The 21,336-nt window shown below is 68.3% G+C and carries 13 protein-coding genes, 3 tRNA genes and 1 other RNA gene; 9 read left to right on the top strand and 8 right to left on the bottom strand.

Annotated features, from left to right (window positions below):
• The first annotated feature begins 55 nt into the window (after positions 1–55).
• Positions 56–763 carry a C40 family peptidase gene (locus tag K6V06_RS04355; protein ID WP_222240376.1) on the top strand — a complete coding sequence of 236 codons (708 nt, stop codon included), beginning with the start codon at positions 56–58 and terminating at the stop codon, positions 761–763.
• Positions 764–833: 70 nt separating this feature from the next.
• On the opposite strand, the gene K6V06_RS04350 is transcribed toward K6V06_RS04355, so the two are convergent.
• A complete protein-coding gene (locus K6V06_RS04350; RefSeq protein WP_222240375.1) occupies positions 834–1,760 on the bottom strand; it encodes a patatin-like phospholipase family protein in 927 nt (308 codons plus the stop codon).
• A gap of 247 nt (positions 1,761–2,007) precedes the next feature.
• Between K6V06_RS04350 and gltX the strand changes: the two genes are divergently transcribed.
• From gltX to K6V06_RS04330, 4 genes are all read left to right on the top strand, one after another.
• Positions 2,008–3,414, top strand: a complete 1,407-nt coding sequence (gltX, locus tag K6V06_RS04345; RefSeq protein WP_222240374.1) for a glutamate--tRNA ligase — start codon at positions 2,008–2,010, stop codon at positions 3,412–3,414.
• Positions 3,415–3,738: 324 nt separating this feature from the next.
• Positions 3,739–3,814 (top strand) — tRNA-Ala (locus tag K6V06_RS04340).
• Between the two features lie 104 nt (positions 3,815–3,918).
• Positions 3,919–3,994: transfer RNA gene (locus K6V06_RS04335), tRNA-Glu, on the top strand.
• Positions 3,995–4,077: 83 nt separating this feature from the next.
• Positions 4,078–4,154: transfer RNA gene (locus K6V06_RS04330), tRNA-Asp, on the top strand.
• A gap of 135 nt (positions 4,155–4,289) precedes the next feature.
• Here K6V06_RS04330 and K6V06_RS04325 read toward each other — a convergent pair.
• The 6 genes from K6V06_RS04325 to trxA form a co-directional block, all read right to left on the bottom strand.
• Positions 4,290–5,636 carry an MATE family efflux transporter gene (locus tag K6V06_RS04325; protein ID WP_222240373.1) on the bottom strand — a complete coding sequence of 449 codons (1,347 nt, stop codon included), beginning with the start codon at positions 5,634–5,636 and terminating at the stop codon, positions 4,290–4,292.
• An 11-nt stretch (positions 5,637–5,647) separates the two neighbouring features.
• Positions 5,648–7,435 (bottom strand): glycosyltransferase family 39 protein, encoded by a 1,788-nt coding sequence (locus tag K6V06_RS04320; protein ID WP_222240372.1) that lies wholly within the window; start codon positions 7,433–7,435, stop codon positions 5,648–5,650.
• Between the two features lie 269 nt (positions 7,436–7,704).
• A complete protein-coding gene (locus K6V06_RS04315; RefSeq protein ID WP_222240371.1) occupies positions 7,705–7,971 on the bottom strand; it encodes a type B 50S ribosomal protein L31 in 267 nt (88 codons plus the stop codon).
• Between the two features lie 396 nt (positions 7,972–8,367).
• On the bottom strand, positions 8,368–9,219 hold the full coding sequence (locus K6V06_RS04310) for a M90 family metallopeptidase (RefSeq protein WP_222240370.1): 852 nt from the start codon (positions 9,217–9,219) through the stop codon (positions 8,368–8,370).
• Positions 9,220–9,311: 92 nt separating this feature from the next.
• A complete protein-coding gene (gene rho, locus K6V06_RS04305) occupies positions 9,312–10,574 on the bottom strand; it encodes a transcription termination factor Rho (protein WP_222240369.1) in 1,263 nt (420 codons plus the stop codon).
• Between the two features lie 215 nt (positions 10,575–10,789).
• Positions 10,790–11,161 (bottom strand): thioredoxin TrxA, encoded by a 372-nt coding sequence (gene trxA, locus K6V06_RS04300; RefSeq protein WP_370637394.1) that lies wholly within the window; start codon positions 11,159–11,161, stop codon positions 10,790–10,792.
• 302 nt (positions 11,162–11,463) lie between these two features.
• Between trxA and K6V06_RS04295 the strand changes: the two genes are divergently transcribed.
• The 3 genes from K6V06_RS04295 (at position 11,464) to K6V06_RS04285 (ending at position 18,444) form a co-directional block, all read left to right on the top strand.
• On the top strand, positions 11,464–11,736 hold the full coding sequence (locus K6V06_RS04295; RefSeq protein ID WP_222240367.1) for a hypothetical protein: 273 nt from the start codon (positions 11,464–11,466) through the stop codon (positions 11,734–11,736).
• Between the two features lie 118 nt (positions 11,737–11,854).
• A complete protein-coding gene (locus K6V06_RS04290) occupies positions 11,855–14,806 on the top strand; it encodes a PD-(D/E)XK nuclease family protein (protein ID WP_222240366.1) in 2,952 nt (983 codons plus the stop codon).
• Entirely contained in the window at positions 14,803–18,444 is a 3,642-nt protein-coding gene (locus K6V06_RS04285; RefSeq protein WP_222240365.1) for an exodeoxyribonuclease V subunit beta, read from the top strand. Before K6V06_RS04290 ends, K6V06_RS04285 begins: the two co-directional genes overlap by 4 nt.
• Positions 18,445–18,509: 65 nt before the next feature.
• Here K6V06_RS04285 and ffs read toward each other — a convergent pair.
• Positions 18,510–18,608: signal recognition particle sRNA small type (gene ffs, locus K6V06_RS04280), an RNA gene on the bottom strand.
• Between the two features lie 165 nt (positions 18,609–18,773).
• On the opposite strand from ffs, the gene K6V06_RS04275 reads away from it, so the two are divergent.
• Complete coding sequence (locus K6V06_RS04275) at positions 18,774–21,296, top strand: adenosylcobalamin-dependent ribonucleoside-diphosphate reductase (protein WP_222240364.1); 2,523 nt, start codon at positions 18,774–18,776, stop codon at positions 21,294–21,296.
• Positions 21,297–21,336: the final 40 nt, after the last annotated feature.

Raw genomic sequence — 21,336 nt, 5'->3', positions numbered from 1 at the left:
TGTATCCCCGGCGCCTCATGGACCCGGGGGCTTCCAGACCCATCAAGGAGACCCAATGCAGCGAACGGTGCTTCATTCCCTGGCGCAGGCCGCCATCGGAGTTGCCCTGGCTTGCGGTGCGGTTCTGTCGAATGGAGCGCTGGCCGATACGGTGTTCAAGGAGCCCGGCAGCATGGCTGAAGTCCGCGTCGACGCGGCAGCCGAGCTGGGTGCCGAAGCGACTGCAAGCCGGCCGGAAGGCCGCAAGGGCCTGCTGTCTTCGGTGATGCATTCGACCAGCCACGTGGCCAACAAGGCCGGCGATCTGGTGATGAATGCCCTTGGCCTGATCGGCGTGCGCTATCGTTTCGGCGGCAACACCCCCGAATCCGGACTCGATTGCAGCGGCTTCGTCCGCTACGTCTTCAATGACACGTTCGGCTTCGTGCTGCCGCGCCGCTCGGTCGAAATCAGCCGCGTCGGCACCAACGTCGATACCCACGAGCTGCGTCCGGGCGACCTGGTGTTCTTCAACACCATGCGACGTACCTTCTCGCACGTCGGCATCTATATTGGCGACAACAAGTTCGTGCACGCGCCGTCCACCGGCAGCAAGATCCGCGTCGACGACATGCGGTCGTCGTACTGGCTGACGCGCTACAACGGTGCCCGTCGCATCGACGATCTGCAGCAGGTCGACGGCAACAGCGGGCTGGGCGGCATGGTCGAAACGCTCAAGCGTTTCGAGCCAAGCGCGACCGGCCGCAGCCTCTACGGCGGCTAGGACCTGCCTGCCGGACAAGGGACCGCAAGCGCGGTCCCTTTTTCATTGTGGCGCGCAGGCGCGGGCGGTGTTACCGCGCTGTGGCTTGTCCCGGCTGCCGGGCTTGCGCCAGCTTGTCCCGCAGCGTGCCGAGCGCCGCGACGGCGGCCTGCTCGCCCGCGAGGATGACGCGGTTGCGCGCCCCGAAATCGCTGCCGGCCACGTCTGGCAGATCGGGGCGGATCACCACATCGGCGCGCGCCAGCGCCAGCCGGTTGATCGATTGCCCCATGATGGCGGTGGTCTGCAACAGCACCCCGCTCTGGCCGGCATGCTCCTGCGTGGCCGGGTCCGCGGAAATATTGACGGCAATGACGAAGTCCGCGCCCATCGCCCGGGCCGAGTCCACCGGCACCGGTTCGACCAGGCCGCCATCGACGTAGTCGCGCCCCTGGATCGACACCGGCTGGAACACGCCCGGCACGCTGCTCGAAGCACGCACCGCCTGGCCGGTATTGCCGCGGCGGAACAGGATGCCGCGACCGCTCTTGAGGTCGGTGGCGACGATTCCCAGCGGTATCTTCATCGCCTCGATCGGCCGGTTGCCGACCTGCCGGTTGACATAGGACTGCAGGGCTTCGCCCTTCAGCCAGCCGCCGAAGCGCGTGCCGAAGGGCAATGCCCAGTCGGCAATGGTCGCTTCGTCCATCTTCAGCGCCAGCTTCTGCAGCGCGAAGCCATCCATGCCGGAGGCATACAGCGCCGCGACCACCGCGCCCGCGCTGGTGCCGGTGACGAGGTCCGGCCGGATGCCGTGGGTTTCCAGCATCTTGATGACGCCGATATGGGCAAAGCCGCGCGCCGCGCCGCCGCCCAGCGCCAGCCCGATCCTGATGGGGCGGGGCGGCGGCGGGGCTGGCTCGGCCGGGGCTTGCGCGGTGGAATCCGGGCGGGACAGGGTGCCGCAGGCGGACAGGAGGGCGGCGCCGGCGGCGCCGAGCAGGGTACGTCGTTGCATATTGCGCTTTGCGAAAGTGCGCGCCGGCATCGGGCGTGGCGCGCACGAGGGCAGGAGCCCGGGACGGCCGACAGGATAACGGATTCGGCGCCGTGCGCCGCTAAGTGGGGCGCGAAAGGCGGCAAGGGGGGTTGCTATAATCCGCTGTTCCGGTGGCGATCCGCAACCTGGCCCCGCCACTCGCGCATGCCTGCCAGCATGCCCCTGTCACGATTCGGCCGACCTGGCCCTTGCCGTTTTCTCTCTCATGACCGCACGCGTACGCACCCGCTTCGCACCCAGCCCGACCGGCTTCATCCATCTGGGCAATATCCGCTCGGCGCTCTATCCGTGGGCCTTTGCCCGGCGCATGAAAGGCGACTTCATCCTGCGCATCGAAGACACCGATGTCGAGCGTTCCTCGCAGGAAGCGGTCGATGTGATCCTCGAAGGCATGAGCTGGCTGGGCCTGGACATCGACGAGGGCCCGTTCTACCAGATGCAGCGGATGGACCGGTATCGCGAGGTGGTGCGTCAGATGGTCGACGCAGGGCTGGCCTACCCGTGCTACATGAGCGCGGAGGAGCTGGACGCGCTGCGCGAGGCCCAGCGCGCCCGTGGCGAGAAACCCCGCTATAACGGCATGTGGCGTCCCGAGCCGGGCAAGGTGCTGCCCGAGCCGCCGGCGGGCGTGCAGCCGGTGATCCGCTTCCGTAATCCAATCGGCGGCAGCGTGGTGTGGGACGACGCGGTCAAGGGCCGGATCGAGATTTCCAACGACGAACTGGACGATCTGGTGATCGCCCGCCCGGACGGCACGCCGACCTACAACTTCTGCGTGGTGGTCGACGACATGGACATGCGGATCACCCACGTGATTCGCGGCGACGACCACGTCAACAATACCCCGCGCCAGATCAACATCATCGAGGCGCTGGGCGGCACGCCGCCCGTGTACGCGCATCTGCCGACCGTGCTGAACGAGCAGGGCGAGAAGATGAGCAAGCGGCATGGCGCCAAGGCGGTCACCTGGTATCGCGATGAAGGCTACCTGCCGGAGGCCGTGGTCAACTATCTCGCGCGGCTGGGCTGGGCCCATGGCGATGCGGAGATCTTCTCGCGCGAGCAGTTCCTGGAATGGTTCGACCTGGAACATCTGGGCAAGTCGCCGGCGCAGTACAACCCGGAAAAGCTCGCGTGGCTGAACAACCACTACATCAAGGTGGGCGACAACCAGCGGCTGGCGGACCTGACCCGTCCGTTCATCGAGGCGCTGGGCGGCAAGGTCGAAGGCGCCGACCTGGTGCAGGTGGTGGCGCTGGTCAAGGACCGCGCCAATACCCTGAAGGAAGTGGCCGACACGGCAATGCTGTTCTATCGCGGCGAGCCGCAACCCGACGCCGACCTGCGCGCGCAACACCTGACTGCCGAGGCGCTGCCGGCCGTACGCGCGCTGCGCGAGCGGCTTGCCGCGCTTGCCGACTGGAAACGGGAGGGCATCAATGCCGAGTTCAAGGCGGTGCTCGCCGAATTCGGCCTGAAGATGCCGAAGCTGGCCATGCCGGTGCGCCTGTTGACGGTCGGTCAATTGCAGACGCCGAGTATCGACGCCGTGCTGGAACTGCTGGGCCGCGAGACCGTGCTGCGCCGCATGGACACGGGTCTGCCAGGTTGAGCTGAACGATCGAAAAAATCCGGCAGGGGGCTTGCGCACCTGCCGGAAGTTGAGCATAATCTCGTTCTCCCTGCAGCGCGGTTCAAAAAACCAAGCGGGCATCACTAAAATCTTCGCGTTGCGCCGGTCGACGGACAAAACGAAGAAAAAAGTGAAAAAAGGGGTTGCAAAAAAGCAAGGTTGCTATATAATCTTGGCTTCGTTGGAAACAACAAGATAATAAAACGAACGATTCGAAAGAATATCGCTGACGAATCGAGCGGTTGATTATCAGGAAACAAGGCGGTGCCGGATGTAGCGGCAGGCAGTAATGGCAGTACCAATGGGGCTATAGCTCAGCTGGGAGAGCGCTTGCATGGCATGCAAGAGGTCAGCGGTTCGATCCCGCTTAGCTCCACCAAATTCCCAGTGGCGGCATCGGTAGTTGGATGACGCCGATTCGCGAGATCCGGTGAATGCCGGGTAGCGTGAAGCAAGACGGAACGAGTTGCAAGACGAGTTTCTGTCCCCTTCGTCTAGAGGCCTAGGACATCACCCTTTCACGGTGAGTACAGGGGTTCGAATCCCCTAGGGGACGCCAGAATCAAGAAAACCGGACGTAATCAGACGTCCGGATTATCGGCAAAGCAGGGCTTCGGTCCGGCTGAAACGATAAACCGACATGGAGTGGTAGTTCAGTCGGTTAGAATACCGGCCTGTCACGCCGGGGGTCGCGGGTTCGAGTCCCGTCCACTCCGCCAAATCAACCCGCATGGTTCGCGCCATGCGGGTTTTTCTTTTTGGTCTTGCCGTTGTTGGCTCGCGGCACGTCAGACCTGGGCCAAGGGGGAGAGTGGTGCGTCGACCTCTGCTTGTCCTGGTCGTCCGACCGCCTTCTACTTCTGCCTGCTGACGACCACGAAGTACCGCACCAACAGCGCCGCCGCGACGCCCAGGCTGATGCTGTTCGCCAGCCAGAAGCCGCGGGCGCCCTCGGTGAATGCGGGCATCCAGTCCAGCAGCCTGAAGCCCAGGACATACCCGCCCCCCAGCCCGATGCCCCACAGCGATACGGCGTAGATCACCGTCGGCACCAGCGCGATCTTGTAGGCGCGCAGCACGAACGCGGCGGTCACCTGCACCGCGTCGAAGGCCTGGTACAGCGCCACCACCAGCATCAGCGGCAACGCGGCGGCGATGACTGCCGGGTCCCGTGTATAGGCGTTGAGCAGCGGCTCGCGCAGCAGCCACAGTGCCACGCCGACCAGCACGGCCAGCGAGCCGGCCAGCCGGATCCCGCGCCGGCCGATTCGGCGTGCGCCGGGCAGGTCGCGTGCTCCGACCGCCTGGGCGACCAGCGTCGATGTCGCGATGCCCAGGGATAGTGGCAGCATGTAGGCGACCGCGCTGATATTGGCGATCACCTGGTGTCCGGCCAGCGTGATGGTGCCCATCCGGGTGATGAAGACCGACATCAGCGTGAACGAGGTGATCTCGATCAGGTAGGTCAACCCCATCGGCACGCCCAGCCTGACCAGGGCCAGCAGCCGCTGCCGCATTGGCCAGCTCCATGCGGCGAAGATGCCGAGCGGCCGATAGGCGCGGCCCGTGCCGAGGATCAGCGCGCCGGACAGGCACCAAACCCAGCTGATGATCGCGGAGGCCAGCGCGCAGCCCGGCCCACCCATCGACGCGATGCCGAAGCCGCCATGGATGAACAGCGCGTTCAGCGGCACCTTGATGGCAAGGCCGCACAGCTGCAGCAGCGTGACCATCACCGGCCGCGACATCGCGTTGTTCAGGGCCGAGTAGATGCGGAAGCCCAGCGCCGCGGGCAGGCCGAAGGCCTGCATCTGCAGATAGCGGGAGGCCTTTTCGACCAGCTCGGGCGGCGCCTGGGCGAACGCGAGCAGCGGGCCGGGGAACGACAGCAGCAGCATGCCGGGCACTGCCAGCGCGAGGCCGAGCCAGGCGGCCTGCCGGACTTCCAGGCCAATCTCCGCATGGCGGCCGGCGCCATAGAGCTGCCCGGCGATGGGCGCCAGCGCCTGCAGCACGCCCATCAGGCTGATATAGACGGTGACGTAGATGGAGCCGCCCAGGCCCACCGCCGCCAGGTCGGCGGCCGATGCGCGCCCGGCCATGATGGTGTCGATCACGCCGAAGGCGATCACCGCCAGCTGGCCGACGAGGACCGGGCCGGCCAGCGTGGCGATACGGCGCAGGTCCTGCAGGAGCGTCATGCCGCCCGCGCTCAAGGCTGCCGCGGCAGGCGGCGGATGCCCGTGCCGGGCCGGGGCGCCGGGGTGCGCGGCTTCTCGATCAGCTGGTACATGCGGAAGCGCTCCTCCCGGTCGGACGGGCGGCGGCCCTCCCACAGCAGGCGCCATTCGAAGCGCGAGATGCTGGACGGCTCGCCATAGTCGACCGGATCGTGCCGCAGCAGGACGTCGCAACCATCGTTCGGGCCGCCGAAGCGGAAGTGACCGAAGAAGGCGAACGAGGCCAGCTGGGCATCGCCCATCCGGATCGGCTGCACGCATTGGTAGGTTGGCGGCAGTGCCATCGAGGCGGCCTGCGCGACATCGCGATAGGTCTTGCCGTAGTTGATAGACGGCAGCCACAACGTCATCGCCATCACCCACATCAGCGTGGTACCGGCGGCGGAGATCACCACCGGGCGCCAGATCTGCTTGGGTGCGCGCGACAGCCGCCAGCGCACCACCAGCACCCATGCCGCGGTGGCGGCCAGCGCGAACAGCACCGCGCTGATCGAGAACTGGTGCTCGTAGCCGGGGAGCTGGCGGAAGATGTTGTTGGCGATGCGCGGCGGCCAGCCGGTGGTCTTGGCCAGCCACATGAACCAGACGAAGCCGCCGAAGATGGTGAAGAACAGCAGCGCGAACCAGTCGATCGCATTGATGGTGCCGCGCGTCAGCGTGGGCAGGCCGAAGGCGGCCAGCACGGCCATCGGCGGCAGCAGCAGGATGAAATGCACATCGCCCGGCTGGCGCAGCATCAGCAGCAGTACGAAAAGCGGCAGCAGCAGCGACAGCGGCAGCGCGACATGGGGCGCCCGCCGCATGCCGGCCCAGCTGACCCAGGCCCAGATGGCGATCGGCCACACCGGCCAGGAGAACAGGAACAGGTTGCGCGCGACGAAGCCGATGGCGTAGCCGTTCGGCCAGTTGTACGTGCGGCGATCGTAGCGCGACCACTCGCGGATAAACGCCACCGCATCGTCGCGCTGGTCCGCACCCAGCCAGGCTGCCGCCATCCACAGCGCGACGATCGCCAGTGCGATCGGCACGCCGATCGGCAGCAGCCGCCGCAGCCGCAGATCGGCGCAGACCAGCCCGCCGACGAAGGTCGAGGCCAGCAGCACCAACGGCAGGATCGGACCGCTGGCGAGCGTCAGCGCGCCCAGGCCGACGCCGAACCAGATGCTGCCCTGCGCCGGCATGTCGAGGCTGCGCACGAGGCCGTACAGGCTCATCGCGATGAAGCAGACCTGGCCGACCTGCGGGGTGGTTTCGTGGCCGCGCATCGCCAGGCCTACGCAGGCCAGGAAGATCAGCAGCGCGCCGTCGGCCAGCGTGCGGCCATAGTCGCGCGCATTGGGCTGGCCGCCGAAGGCATAGGCGAAGGGCTGTACCTCGTTGCGCCGGCCCAGCAGATACGTTGCGTACCAGATGAAGGCGCAGGTCAGGAAATAGAACAGCGCCGTGGACAGGCGCGAGGCATCGGCAGCGCCGAGCCATGGCCCCGCCAGCCGGATCATCGCCGCGCCGACCCAGAACACCAGCGGGCCGTCCTGACCGTACGGCCGGCCGGCGATATTGGGCATCAGCCAGTCCTGCCAGCCGCCGGTGGCCAGTTGCCACATCACGCCGAAGCCCGCGGCATCCTCGTTCTTCCAGGGGTCGCGCCCGAACAGGCCGACCGCGCCGTAGACGATACAGATGGCCAGCACCAGCGCCCGGGGCAGGGCGCCGGTGGCGGCGGCAGTCAGATGGACGCGTGAGGTATTGGCGGGACTCATCGATGGATTCGAACGAGGGGAACTGACAGCGCGGCGATCATGCCGGGCCAACCCAGGAAGACTCGCCGAGGCAAGATTCGTGCGACTGCTGCGTCATGGGCCGGCAATGCCTGCAGCCCGCGCCGCCGATGGGCATCGGCGCCGGCGCAGAAATGCCTGCAAAAAAGCAAAGAGGCAGCCTTGGCTGCCTCTTTTAACACATTGCTTCAGAAACGTGCCAGCCTGCCGAGTTGCGGCGCTGGCCCATCCTGGCAATTGCGCTAGCCGATTTACTTCGCGGCTGCCTTGCCCAGCTTGCTGCCGAACTTCTGGCGGAACTTCTCGACGCGGCCGGCGGTGTCCATGATCTTCTGGGTGCCGGTGTAGAACGGGTGCGATTCCGACGACACTTCGATCTTGGCCAGCGGATATTCCTTGCCATCCTTCCAGGTGATGGTTTCCCGGGTCTGGATGGTCGACTTCGTCAGGAAGCTGAAGTCGCACGAGACGTCGACGAACACGACGTCACGGTAATTGGGGTGAATGCCTTCTTTCATGATCTTTCCTTGCTGTTTGGGTAGCCAGTCCGCTCCCTTGGGTGCCGCTCCGGTGGTTCCGGAAGGCCGTGGCGAGCGAACCACTTGCCGGTGAGGGACAAACGACGATTATGGCAGAGAAACAAGGACTTGGGAAGGTTTTGCGCGGGGACTGTGGTGCGGGTCGAGACGGGATATGCAGGCCGGTCGGACGGTGCGGGTCGAGGGCGCCTTCTGCCCTCTCCCCGGCCCTCTCCCGCAAGCGGGAGAGGGAGAACACCGGTGGTTTGCTCCCCTCGCCCGCTTGCGGGAGAGGGAGAACACCGGTGGTTTGCTCCCCTCGCCCGCTTGCGGGAGAGGGGCCGGGGGAGAGGGCAAAGGGCGCGTCCCGAAGCCACCCTACCGCTGCGCCGGGTCCTACCGCTGCGCCGGGTCCTGCCGGTAGAACGCCGCCAGCAGGCGATACAGCGTCGGCCAATGCAGCGACAAGCCTGCAGGTTCGACGAAGAACGCTTCCGATGCGACCGCGAAAAACTCCCCGGGCGATTCGCTGCCATACGGGTCGATGACCCGCAGCGCGGCGGGCAGCCGGTCCGGCTCGTCCCACGCCTCGTCCGGTTGCGCATCGCAGCGGTCGGCGAACCGTTCGTACTGGTCGTGCAGCGAAGCGGCCCACGTGGCGCGGTCCAGCCCCACGTGCAGTGCCCGTGAAAAGGGCGGCACGCCGTCGGCCTCCCCATTGAGCATGTCCAGCTTGTGGGCGAATTCGTGAATCACCACGTTGTAGCTGTCGTCGTGGTGGTCCGGTGGGGCGGCGAAGCCCGCGCCCGGCATGCCCGCATCCTCCCAGGACAGGATCACCGGCCCGTGGGACCACGCTTCGCCGCTCGCTTCTTCGACCACGCCGTGCACCAGGCCGATCTCGTCTTCCACGGTACGGCGGATGATGAACTCGCCCGGGTACAGCACGATGCCGTGCCAGCCCTGGTACCAGTCCAGGCCCAGTCGCAGGATCGGCACGCACGCCTGCACCGCGACGCTGGCCACCATCTCGTCGGTCAGCACCAGGTCATGGGCGGTGGAGTATTCCTTCTCGGCGATGAACAGCGTCGCCAGTTCCCGCAGTGCGGCAAGCTCGGCGGCGCTGTAGGGATGCAGGAAGGGCAGGCCGGCAAGCGTGCGCTGCCACAGCGGGTCGGCGATCGCATAGTGTTCGAGCTTGCGGTCGCGCGAACGGGTACGCAGGAAGCGGACGAGTTGGTCGAGCATGGCGGATGGCTTCGGGCGGGCGAGCCGCTGGCCTTGCGGCCGGAAAAAAGGCGCGCCGCAGCGCGCCTTTGCATCGACAGGCCGACGACGCGTCAGCCGCCGCGGCGCATCATGTCGAAGAATTCGGCGTTGTTCTTGGTCGCCTTCATCTTGTCGAGGATGAATTCCATCGCCTGGACTTCGTCCATGTCGGAGATGAACTTGCGCAGCACCCAGATCTTCTGCAGGATTTCCGGCTTGATCAGCAGTTCCTCGCGCCGCGTGCCCGACTTGTTCAGGTTGATCGACGGATAGACGCGCTTCTCGGCCAGCCGGCGTTCCAGGTGCACTTCCATGTTGCCGGTGCCCTTGAACTCTTCGTAGATGACGTCATCCATGCGGCTGCCGGTCTCGATCAGCGCGGTGGCGATGATGGTCAGCGAGCCGCCTTCCTCGATATTGCGCGCCGCACCGAAGAAGCGCTTCGGGCGTTGCAGCGCGTTGGCATCCACACCACCGGTCAGCACCTTGCCCGAGGCCGGCACCACCGTGTTGTAGGCGCGGGCGAGGCGGGTGATCGAGTCCAGCAGGATCACCACGTCGCGCTTCAGCTCGACCAGGCGCTTGGCCTTCTCGATCACCATTTCCGCGACCTGGACGTGGCGGATGGCCGGTTCGTCGAAGGTCGACGCCACCACCTCGCCGCGCACCGAGCGCATCATCTCCGTCACTTCTTCCGGACGCTCGTCGATCAGCAGCACGAACAGGTCGGCTTCCGGGTGATTGTTGGCGATGGCATGCGCGACATGCTGCAGCATCACGGTCTTGCCGGACTTCGGCGACGCCACCAGCAGTGCGCGCTGGCCACGGCCGATCGGCGCAATCATGTCGATGATCCGGCCGGTGATGTTCTCCTCGGCCTTGATATCGCGTTCGAGCGTCAGCGGCCGGTTCGGATGCAGCGGCGTCAGGTTCTCGAACATGATGCGGTTCTTGACCGCTTCCGGCGGCTGGCCGTTGACCTTGTCGACCTTGACCAGCGCGAAATACCGTTCGCCGTCCTTCGGCGTGCGCACTTCGCCCTCGATCGAATCGCCGGTATGCAGATTGAAGCGGCGGATTTGCGAGGGAGAAATGTAAATATCGTCCGTGCTGGCGAGATACGACGTTTCCGGCGAGCGCAGGAAACCGAAGCCGTCCGGCAGAACCTCCAGCGTGCCGTCTCCGTAGATGGTCTCGCCCATCTTGGCGCGCTTCTTCAGGATCGCAAACATCAACTCCTGTTTGCGCATCCGCTGTGCGTTGTCGATCTCGAGGGTCGCGGCCATTTCGAGAAGGGCAGACACGTGAAGCGATTTGAGTTCTGTCAGGTGCATAGACGAGGGTACAGATGGGGCCCGGACGGGCAAGACCAAAGGAAGGGGAAAGAAATGAGCGAACGCTCGGGGAAGTTGTAGGGGGCATCTTAGCACAAACCGACCGGCGCACCAGTCGGGGTGCGCCGGTCGGTCCTGGCCGCGGCAGGCGGGCTGCCGATGCAGCCTTGCGCGGCGATGCCGGAAGACGCCGCGAGCGCGGCGTCAGGGGCGAATTACAGGTTGCCGTCGAGGAAGGCGGTCAGTTGCGACTTGGACAGCGCGCCCACCTTCTGTGCGGCAACGGTGCCGTTCTTGAACAGGATCAGCGTCGGGATGCCACGGATGCCGAACTTGGCCGGGACCTGCTGGTTCTCGTCGACGTTGATCTTGGCGACCTGCAGCTTGTCGCCGTAGTCACGGGCGACTTCGTCCAGGATCGGGGCGATCATCTTGCAGGGACCGCACCATTCCGCCCAGAAGTCGAGCAGGACGGGCTTGTCGGACTGGAGGACGTCGGCGTCGAAGGAGGCGTCGCTCACATACTTGATTTGTTCGCTCATGGCGGAAAACCTCTGGTTTCGCTCGGTTTTATTGAAAGGCCGGATTATGCCGAACCGCTACATTACACGACTTTGGCGGGCTTCGCCGGCCGTGCGCCGTGCGGTTTGGCGCGGCGGGTATTGTTATTCTGCCCCCGATGGTGCCACGCGGCCAATCGTACCTTTCAATCGTCGCCAGAGCTTTTGCCAATCTTGCCGGCCCTTCCCGAGGGGGGCGGGGCGGCTTGCGGGCACGTCACCTCCGCCGCACTTGCCGTGGACGGCGGCGCGGCGCGTAGAATGACAGCAGGCGCCGCATGCCCGCCCTGGGCGGCAGCGCTCCTTCCGCTCCGATCAGGCCAGACACCATGATGCCCGACCAAGACCCGAATCAGCGCCCGGACGCCAACCATCTGGGCGACGCCCTCGAGCACGTGAGCACCGCCGTCGAGGAAAACCGCATTGCGGTGGGCGCGGCCAAGGGCCTCGTCTACAGCATTATCGAGACGCTGGGCACGCTGGTCGGCGACCCCGACCTGCCCGAGCATGCGCGCTCGGGCTACGAGGGCCTGCTCGAGACGGCGCGCGAGATCCGCGCGCGGCTGGACGACGACTACCGGGACACCGCCGGACGGGGCTGAGGCCCACGGCGTTTCCCGCGTTTTTTGCACGGCGCTGTCGCGCTGCCCCGGCTTGTGTGCACTGCCGGCAGACGGGTTGACCGTATGCCCTCGTGCCGCACGGGCTGCATGTTTCCCCATGACCATACTGACCTTCCGGCCGGGCCGGGACTTCCTTTCCATGGCGGCACGGGCCGCGTGGCACTTTCTCGACCAGTGCGACAGCCACGGCGAGATGGTGGCTGACGCCCATGTCGTGGTGCCGACCGCCGCGCAGATCCCGGGCGTACGGCTGGCGCTGGACCGGGCCGCGCGCGAGGCCGGCGGGCCGCGCCTGTTGCCTCGCGTGCTGACGCTTGGCCACTGGCTGCTCGACCTGCCGCCCGACCTGCTGCATGGCGCAACGCCGCTGCGCAGCCATGCGGCCCGGCTGCTCGCGGTGCAGCAGGCGGTGCGCGGCCAGGACTGGCTGCGCCGCGCGTTCGGCGCGCAGACCGAGCCCGCGGCCTGGGGGCTGTCGCAAACCTTGCTTGCCGTGTGCGACGAGCTGTCCGCGCGCTGGCTCGAGGACAAGGCGATCCGCGATGACGACGCGGTCGATGCGCACGACCGTGCCGCCTTGCTGCAGGGCGCGCTGGAACGCACTTATGCGCACCTGTCGACACGCTTTCTCGGCGAGGAAGCGCGCATCGTGCTGGCGTTCTGGCAAGCGCTGTCCGGTCCGGGCGATCCGCTGCCGGCGCGCCAGCGTGCGCTGGCCACGCTGGCCCGGCATCTGCGCGGTCCACTGGTCTGGCTCGGCCCGACGCCGCCCCAACCGGTCGAAGCGGCGTTCCTGCGAGCGGCGGGCGAGATGGTGCCGGTGCTGCAGATCGGCTACGACTGGAATGGCGCGCCCGAGCGCATGGAGGGCAGGGAGGGCAATGGCAGCGGGCAGCCGGATTGGTACGACACGCTGCTGGCGCTGTGGCCGGAATGCCGCCGCGACCGGCTGGGCGAGGGCGCGCGCGCAGGCGGTGGCCTGGCACACGCGCCCGGCCCGCTGCCGGCGGACCGCCCCCGTCTTCGCATCGTCGGCAGTGCCCGCTTCGAGGACGAGGCGGTGGCCGCCGCCACGCAGCTGGTGCAATGGCTCAATGAGGGCCGCCGCGATCTGGCGCTGATTGCCCACGACCGGGTGGTGGCACGCCGCACCCGCGCGTTGCTGGCGCGCGCCGGGGCCCCCGTGCGCGACGAAACCGGCTGGAAGCTGTCCACCACGCGCGCGGCCGCCGCGCTGATGCGCTGGTTCGACCTGGTGATGGGCGATGGCGACAGCGCGGCCCTGCTCGATCTGGTCAAGAGCCCGTTTTGCCTGCCCGATCTGCCGTCGCGCGGCGCGGCGCTCGCCGCCATCGAACAGGCGGTGCGCCGCGACCGGATTACCGGTGGCTGGCAGCGGCTGCGCCAGCGCTTCCAGGCGCCGGCGACGCAGAATCCGGGCGATGCCGCTGACGACATCGCCGCGGACGACGACGCCGCCCGTGCCGAACAGCAGCAGGCCCGACGCGCCGCGGCGATGCTGGTCGAGCAGTTGGCCTCGCAGGCCGAATCCTGGCCGCGCCACGGCAAGGCGTGGCCGGTCGCGTTCTGGCTGCAGCGGCTGGCGCAGACCCTGGACGCGCTGCGCATGGGGCCCGCGCTGGCCGGCGACGAGGCGGGCCGGCAGCTGCTCGAGGCGCTTGCGCGCCTGGACGAACTGCCCGAGGACGAGGCGGGGCAAGCCGCGACGCTGACGCTGCCCGAGTTCCGCGCGATGCTGGCGGCATTGCTGGAATCGGTCGCCTACAAGGAGCCGGTCGAGCCCGCCTTGGCACGCATCACCATCCTGCCGCTGAACGGGGCGCGCATGCGCCGCTTCGACGGGGTAGTGATCGTCGGCTGCGATGACGCGCAGCTGCCTTCCACCGCCGCGGAACTGATGTTCTTCTCCAACCAGATGCGGCGCGAGCTCGATCTGGAGGATCGCGAAGCACGCTTCGCCCAGCAGGCGCGCGACCTGGCCGAGGTGCTGCTGAACAACGACGAGGTCGTGATGACATGGCAGCGCTTCGGCGACCGCGGCGAGCCGCGCCATGTGTCGGGCTGGCTGGAGCGGCTGTCCGCGCATTGCGCGCGCGCCGGCGAGCGAATCGAAGGCAACGCCACCGTGCAACTGCACGAGACGCAGGCACGCCCCGGCGCGATGCCGGCTCCGCCGGCCGACGCCGAGCTGGTGCCGCAGCGCTGGAGCGCACAGGCGTACAACATGCTGCGGCGCTGCCCGTATCAGTTCTTCGCCGGCCGCATGCTGCGCTTGGCGGGACTGGACGAGGTCAGCGGCGAGCTGGAGAAGCGCGATATCGGCGAGCGCCTGCACGAGGTGCTGGTGCGCTATCACCGCGAGGTCGCGCAGCGCGAGATCCACGGCGACGCCGCCCGCACGGCGCATCTGCGCGCGGTCACCGACGACGTCTTCGGTCCGCTGATGGCCGAGGACGGCAATGCGATCGGCTACTACCGGCGCTGGCTGGCGGTGCTGCCGGGCTACGTGGCGTGGCAGGGTGAGCGCGAGCGCCAGGGGTGGCGCTGGCGCACCGGAGAACTCGACGTGGTGGTCGAGCTGGAGATCGAGGGGCAGGCGCCGGTACGGCTGCATGGCCGTATCGACCGGCTCGACCGCCATGAGGACGGCCGCCATGCCGTGCTCGACTACAAGACACAGACCGCCACGCGGCTTCGCCTGAAGGCGCGCGAGGCGAGGGAGGATTGCCAGTTGCCGTTTTATGGCCTGTTGCGCGAGGACGCCCACGAGGGCAGTTGGGTGGCGCTCGAAGACGGCCGCTCGGACCGTCGCCGTGAGGTGCCGCTGGACGGTTTTGCGGACGAGGTGGCGTGGCTGCGCGACCAGTTGCGCAAGGACGTGCGGCGCCTGCGCGACGGCGTGCCGCTACCCGCCTTCGGCGACGCCGCGGCGTGCACCTATTGCGAGGCGCGCGGGCTTTGCCGCAAGGGCTACTGGGAATCGACGGCGCTGCCCGCCGGGCTGGGCGAGCCGGGAGGCGCGGCATGACGGTGCAACCGTATCTGCGCGATGGCGAGCCGGTGGCGGAAGCCGACTTCACCCGGGCCGCCTGCGACCCGGGGCGCTCGGTGGTGGTCGAAGCGTGCGCCGGCAGCGGCAAGACCTGGCTGCTGGTCGCGCGGCTGGTGCGGCTGCTGCTGGCCGGCGCCGAGCCGAGCCAGATCCTTGCCATTACCTTTACCCGCAAGGCCGCCGAGGAAATGCGCGAGCGCTTGATGGACGTGCTGGCGCAACTGGCATCCGATCCCGACGACGAGGTCATTGGCGCGCTGGTGCAGCGCGGTCTGCCCCGGCAAGCCGCGCTGGACGCGTTGCCACGCGCGCGCCGGTTGCATGCGCGCGTGCTGGCGAGCCCGTCGCGCATCGCCATCGACACCTTCCACGGCTGGTTCGGCACGCTGTTGCGCGGGGCGCCACTCGCCTCCGGCATCGTGCCGGGTGCGAGCCTGCGCGAGGACGCGCTGCGGATGAAGCGCGAGGCGTGGGCGCCGTTCTGGCGCGGCCTGTCGGCGGCCGAGGCCGCGCCGTACCGCGCAGCCTATGAGCGGCTGGTCGACGCCATTGGCGAGTTCTCCACGCGCGCGCTGCTGGACGCGATGTTCCACGCGCGCAGCGAATACTGGGCGATGTGCGAGCACGCCGGCGCCGCCGACGCGCCAGAGCGGGCGCTGGCCGAGGAGCTGGGCGACGACGCGCGGGTCGATGTGCTGGCGCAGGCATTGGCCGACGCCGTGCACCTGACGCAATGCCGCGACCTCGCGCAATCGCTGGGACAGGGCGGCAAGACCGAGCAGGCCCATGCCGAGCGGATTGGCGCGGCACTGGATGCGATCGATCAATGGACGCAGCAGGGAAGCCGTTGCGGCGAGGAGGCCGAGCGGGTCTTCGCGCTGCTGTGGAGCGCCTTCTTTACCGGCAATGGCAAGCCGCGCTCGCTGCGCCGCACCGCGGCGCTGGTCAAGGCCGCGGGCGGCGACGGAATGGTCGACGCCCTGCTGGGTCGCCATGCCGATCTGTGCGACGCGCTGCGCACCATCGCGGCGCGGCGTTGCGAAGCGGCGGTGCTGGCGGTCAATCGGGACCTCTATCTGCTTGGCGACGCGCTGCTGCAGCGCTATCAGCAGTACAAGGGCGAGCAGCGCGCGATGGACTTCGGTGACCTCGAGTGGCTGGCGGCGCGGCTGATGGCCGACGAGGAAACCGCGACCTATCTGCAGGTGCGGCTGGACGCGCGCTACCGGCATCTGCTGCTGGACGAGTTCCAGGACACCAACCCGCTGCAGTGGCGGATCCTGCGCGGCTGGTTCGCCGGCTATGCGGACCAGTCCGAGCGGCCCACGGTGTTTCTGGTCGGCGATCCCAAGCAGTCGATCTATCGCTTCCGCCGCGCCGATGCGCGCCTGTTCGACGTTGCCCGCGACCTGTTGCGCGAAGAGTTCGGCGCCACCGTGCTGCGCACCAACCGCACCCGCCGCAACGGCGGCGCGGTGCTGCGCTGGGTCAATGCGGTGTTCGATACCGCCCGCGACGAAGGGCGCTATCCGATCTACGACACGCAAACCACCGCGCTGGACCAGCAGGGTGGACCGGTGTGGTTGCTGCCGCTGGTGGAGGCCAGCGCGGCGAGCGGCGAGCCCGAGCAGGACAACGCCGATGGCGAGGGCGACGGCACCGCGGCGAACCCTGCGGTGGAGGGACGCGATACGCTGACCCAGCCGCGCGCGTCCACGGTCGATTCGCCACGCTTCGAAGAGGGCCGTCGCGTTGCCGCGTGGCTGCGGCGGCTGCGCGCCAGCGTACCGGTGCTCGACGCCGGCGCACCGCAGGGGCAGCGACCCGCGTGCTGGCGCGACATGATGCTGCTGGTCAAGCGCAAGACGTACCTGGCCGACTACGAGCGCGCCTTCCGCCAGGCCGGCATCCCGTGCCTGAGTCCGCGGCGCGGGGGTCTGCTGGCCACGCTCGAGGCGCTGGACCTGTCCGCCTTGCTGGCCTTCCTGATGACGCCCGACAGCGATCTGGACCTGGCCCACGTGCTCAAGAGTCCGATCGGCGGCGCCAGCGATGGCGATCTCGCTGGCATTGCCCGGCTGGCGGGCGAGCGCCGCTGGTGGTCGGTGCTGGAGAGCGGCGCATTGCCCGAGTCCGCGTCGGCGGCATTGCGGGACGCCGTGCCACGGCTGCGCGAGTGGCTGCATATCGCGCCGCACCGTGCCGTGCACGATCTGATCGACCATATCTACCACTCGGGCGAGCTACGGCGGCGCTACGCGGAAGCGGCGCCCGTCGAAATCCGCGAGCAGGTGCTGGCCAACCTCGATGCCTTCCTGAAGCTGTCGCTGGATCTGGACGGCGGGCGCTATCCCAGCCTGCCGAAGTTCATCGACGAGCTGAAGGCGATCCGGCGCGGTGACGAGGACGAGAGCCCGGACGAAGGCGGGCTGGGCGACAGCGCGGAAGAGAGCGATGCGCTGCCGGACGCCGCCGGTGCCATCGACGCGGTGCGCATCCTGACCGTGCACGCGGCCAAGGGCCTGGAGGCGCCGTTCGTGGTGCTGATGGATGCCAACCATAGCGGGCCGCCCCCGGACAACGCCGGCATCCTGATCGACTGGCCGCCCTCGGCCGAAGCGCCAGTGCATTTTTCCGCCTATGGCAAGCGCAGCGAGCGTGGGCTGGCACGGGCGCCTCGCTTCGAAGCGGAGGCCGCGCTGGCCGAGCGGGAGAACTGGAACCTGCTGTACGTGGCCATGACGCGGGCCCAGCAGGGCCTGCTGGTCAGCGGCGTGCTGCGCGAGCGCGGCAAGGCCGACGCCGAGGGGGAGGACAGCGAGATCGCCGGGAGCTGGTATGTGCGGCTGGCCGCCGCGGGCATCGGCGAGGCGATCGGTGCCTATTCCGAGGATGCGGGCAGTGCCGTGGCCGGGCAGGACGGCGAGGCGCCGGCCGCGGTGCGCTTCAGCGACTTCAGGCTGCGCTGGCTGGATGCGCAGGAAGCGGGGCCGGACGCCGACGCCATGGGGACGGCCGCGAGCTTCGACCCGGATGACGAGATGGTGCTGCCGCCCGCTGCCGAAGACGCGCATGGCGGCGTGCTGTTCGACGCGGCCGCGGCGCGGCATGGCGAACTGGTGCACGCGCTGATCGAACGATTGACGCGCTATCCGGAGGCCTTCGAGGGTGTGCCGGACATCGACACGGCAATGCGCTGGTTCCCGCTGGCCGGCGATGCCGCGGCGCGCGGCGCGTGGCGCGAACAGGTCGGGCAGGCGCTCGATATCGTTCGCCGCATGCTGGCAGCGCCGGCGCTGCGGCCGCTGTTGTTCCCGAGCGGGGCGCGGCAGGCTCGCAACGAAGTCGAGCTCTACGATGCGCGCGGACGGCTGCTGCGGATCGACCGGCTGGTGGAGTTCGAGGACCGGGTGGTGGTGATCGACTACAAGCTGCGCCTGCTGCCGCAGGAGCGCACGGCCTACGCGGGGCAGCTGCGCCGCTATGTGGCCGCGCTGCGGCCGCTGTTCCCGGGGCGCGCGGTGGACGCCGGGATTGCCACCGCGGACGGCGAATGGATCGCGCTTGCGCAGCTCGAAGCCAGGACCATGCCGGAGCAGGGCGTGCTGTTCTGACGCAAGGGAAAAAACGGGGGAGGGGTAAGACGGGAGGCAGCAGCGGCATGCTGCTGCGGAAGAAGGGGGACGAGCCTGACCCTCGGCACTGATGGAAAACGGCTGTGGCTGCTTCGTTCCCGACCTGACCAGGTTGACCGCGCCACCATGCGAGGAGGCCCGTCCGACCGGCATTGTAACCCAATTCGGCGTACCCTCCCCGTACCCGCCCTTTGAGTGCGGGGAATGAGTGCGGGGAATGAGTGCGGGGAACCGACTGCCGGCGCAGGCGCCAAACTGGAAGGGAAGGGGCCGACGCCGGCTCCCGGACGCGGATCGGAGGGCCGACGATGAACGCGAACGAACAGATGCTGGGCAACCTGCCGCCGCAGCAGATCTCGCTGGAAGTCCTGCTCGAGAAGTATGCGAAGGGGGAGGAGCGGACCATTGGCGAGGTCCGTGCGCGCGTCGCGCGCGCCCTTGCGCAGGCAGAACCGCCGGCGCAGCGCGAACGGTGGACGGCGGCCTTCCTCGATGCACTGCAGGGCGGCTTCGTTCCCGCCGGCCGCATCCATTCCGCCGCCGGCACGCCGATCGAGGCCACGCTGATCAACTGCTTCGTGCAGCCGGTCGGGGACTCGGTGTCCGAGAGCGTCGATGGCAAGCCGGCCATCTACACCGCCGTGGCGCAGGCCGCGGAGACCATGCGCCGCGGCGGCGGAGTCGGCTATGACTTCTCGGCGATACGGCCGGCCGGAGCGCTGGTGCGTGCCACCCATTCGCGGGCGTCCGGCCCGGTCTCGTTCATGAAGGTGTTCGATGCCTCCTGTGCCACGGTGGAATCCGCGGGCGCGCGGCGCGGCGCGCAGATGGGCGTGCTGCGCGCCGACCATCCCGATATCGAGGCCTTCATCCATGCCAAGGACCAGGGCGAGCTGACCAACTTCAACCTGTCGATCGGCGTGGACGATGCCTTCATGCAGGCGGTCGAGGACGACGGTGACATCGAGCTGGTGCATGCCGCGGAGCCGGGACCGGAGCTGATCGAGGCAGGCGCGCATCGGCGCGAAGACGGCCAATGGGTCTACCGGCGCGTGCGCGCGCGCGACCTGTGGGATCAGGTCATGCACGCGACCTACGATCACGCCGAGCCGGGCATCCTGTTCCTGTCGCACATCAACGACGATAACAACCTCTACTACTGCGAGCGGATCGAGGCGACCAATCCCTGCGCCGAGCAGCCCTTGCCCGCCTATGGCTGCTGCGATCTGGGCTCGATCGACCTGACCCGGTTCGTGCGCGCGCCTTTCACCGAGGGCGCCGCCTTCGACTTCGACGGCTTCACGGCGCTGGCCGCCACCGCCGTGCGGATGCTGGACAACGTGCTCGACGTTACCTGGTGGCCCTTGCCAGAACAGCGCGCGGAAGCGGTGGCCAAACGGCGCATCGGGCTGGGGTTCCTGGGACTGGGCAGCGCGCTGGTGATGCTCGGCATTCGCTACGACAGCGACGCGGGGCGCGACCTCGCCGCGTGCATCGCCCGCACCCTGCGCGATGCCGCCTACCTGGCCTCGGTGGAACTGGCGCGCGAGAAGGGCGCCTTCCCGCTGTTCGATGCCGACGCGTGGCTGGCGAGCGGATTCGCGCGGCGCCTGCCGGAGCCGATTCGGGAGGCGGTGCGCCGGCACGGCATCCGCAACTCCCACCTGCTGTCGATCGCGCCGACCGGCACCATCACGCTGGCCTTTGCCGACAACGCCTCCAACGGCATCGAGCCGGCGTTCTCGTGGACCTACCAGCGCCGCAAGCGGATGGCCGGCGACCGCTTCCAGGTCTACGAGGTGGCCGACCATGCGTGGCGGCTGTACCGGCATCTGGGCGGCGATGTCGAGCGGCTGCCCGACAGCTTCGTCACCGCGCTGCAGATGTCCGCACGCGACCATATGCTGATGCTGGAGGCGGTGCAGCCCTATATCGACACCAGCATCAGCAAGACGGTCAACGTGCCCGAGGACTACCCGTACGAGGCCTTCCGCGACCTGTATCTGGAAGCGTGGCGGGCGGGACTGAAGGGGCTGGCTACCTACCGGCCCAACAGCGTGCTGGGCGCGGTGCTGTCGGTGACGCCAGCCGGCAGCGCGGCGGCCCCTGCGCCCGCGGGCGGGGTCCCCCCGATGCCGCAGGACGACCCGCTGCGGCGGCCCTTCGAAAGCCGTCCGCTGGGCGACCTGGAGGGCGTCACGTCCAAGGTCGAGTACCTGACCTACGAGGGCCACCGGACGGTCTACCTGACGGTCAACTTCATGCGCGTGTCGGGCACGATCGACGGCGAGCCCGTCACCATCGAGCGCCCGGTCGAGTTCTTCATGCCGGCCGGCCAGCGCAGCGAGGGGCAGCAGTGGATCACCTCCACCATGCGCCTGCTGTCGATGGTGGCCCGCTCTGGCGGCTCGATCGCCAAGGCGCTTGCCGACATGCGCAATGTGGTGTGGGACAAGGGTACCGTGCGCCATGGCACGCTGCGACGCCAGGATGGCAGCGAGGCGCCGCGCTTCCACGATTCCGAGGTGGCGGCGATCGGCTATGCGCTGCAGCAGATCCTGATCAAGCGCGGGTTCCTGGACGGCGACGGCAATCAAGTGCCGGTCAGTGCTCTTGCCGCTCGCCTGGCGGCGCGCGATGGATCGCCCCTCGCCACCTCGCCGCAGCGAGCCGGGCAAGGCGGCGGCGCCCCTGCGGCGGCCCCGGGCGCATCGCCGGCCATGCCGTTGCACGCCGGCAAGACCTGCCCCGAATGCGGCGCCCATGCGCTGCACCGGGTCGACGGCTGCGCCAAGTGCGCCAACTGCGGCTATGTGGGGGAGTGCGGCTAGGCTGCCGACCCGAGCCCGACCCGAGTCCGAGCGGGGCCGG

Origin of the sequence: Cupriavidus sp. AU9028 (assembly GCF_019795295.1) — a bacterium.
In the GTDB taxonomy this organism is placed as follows: domain Bacteria; phylum Pseudomonadota; class Gammaproteobacteria; order Burkholderiales; family Burkholderiaceae; genus Cupriavidus.
Note: the sequence above shows the minus strand (reverse complement) of the source record. Positions and strands in the feature narration are given on the sequence as shown.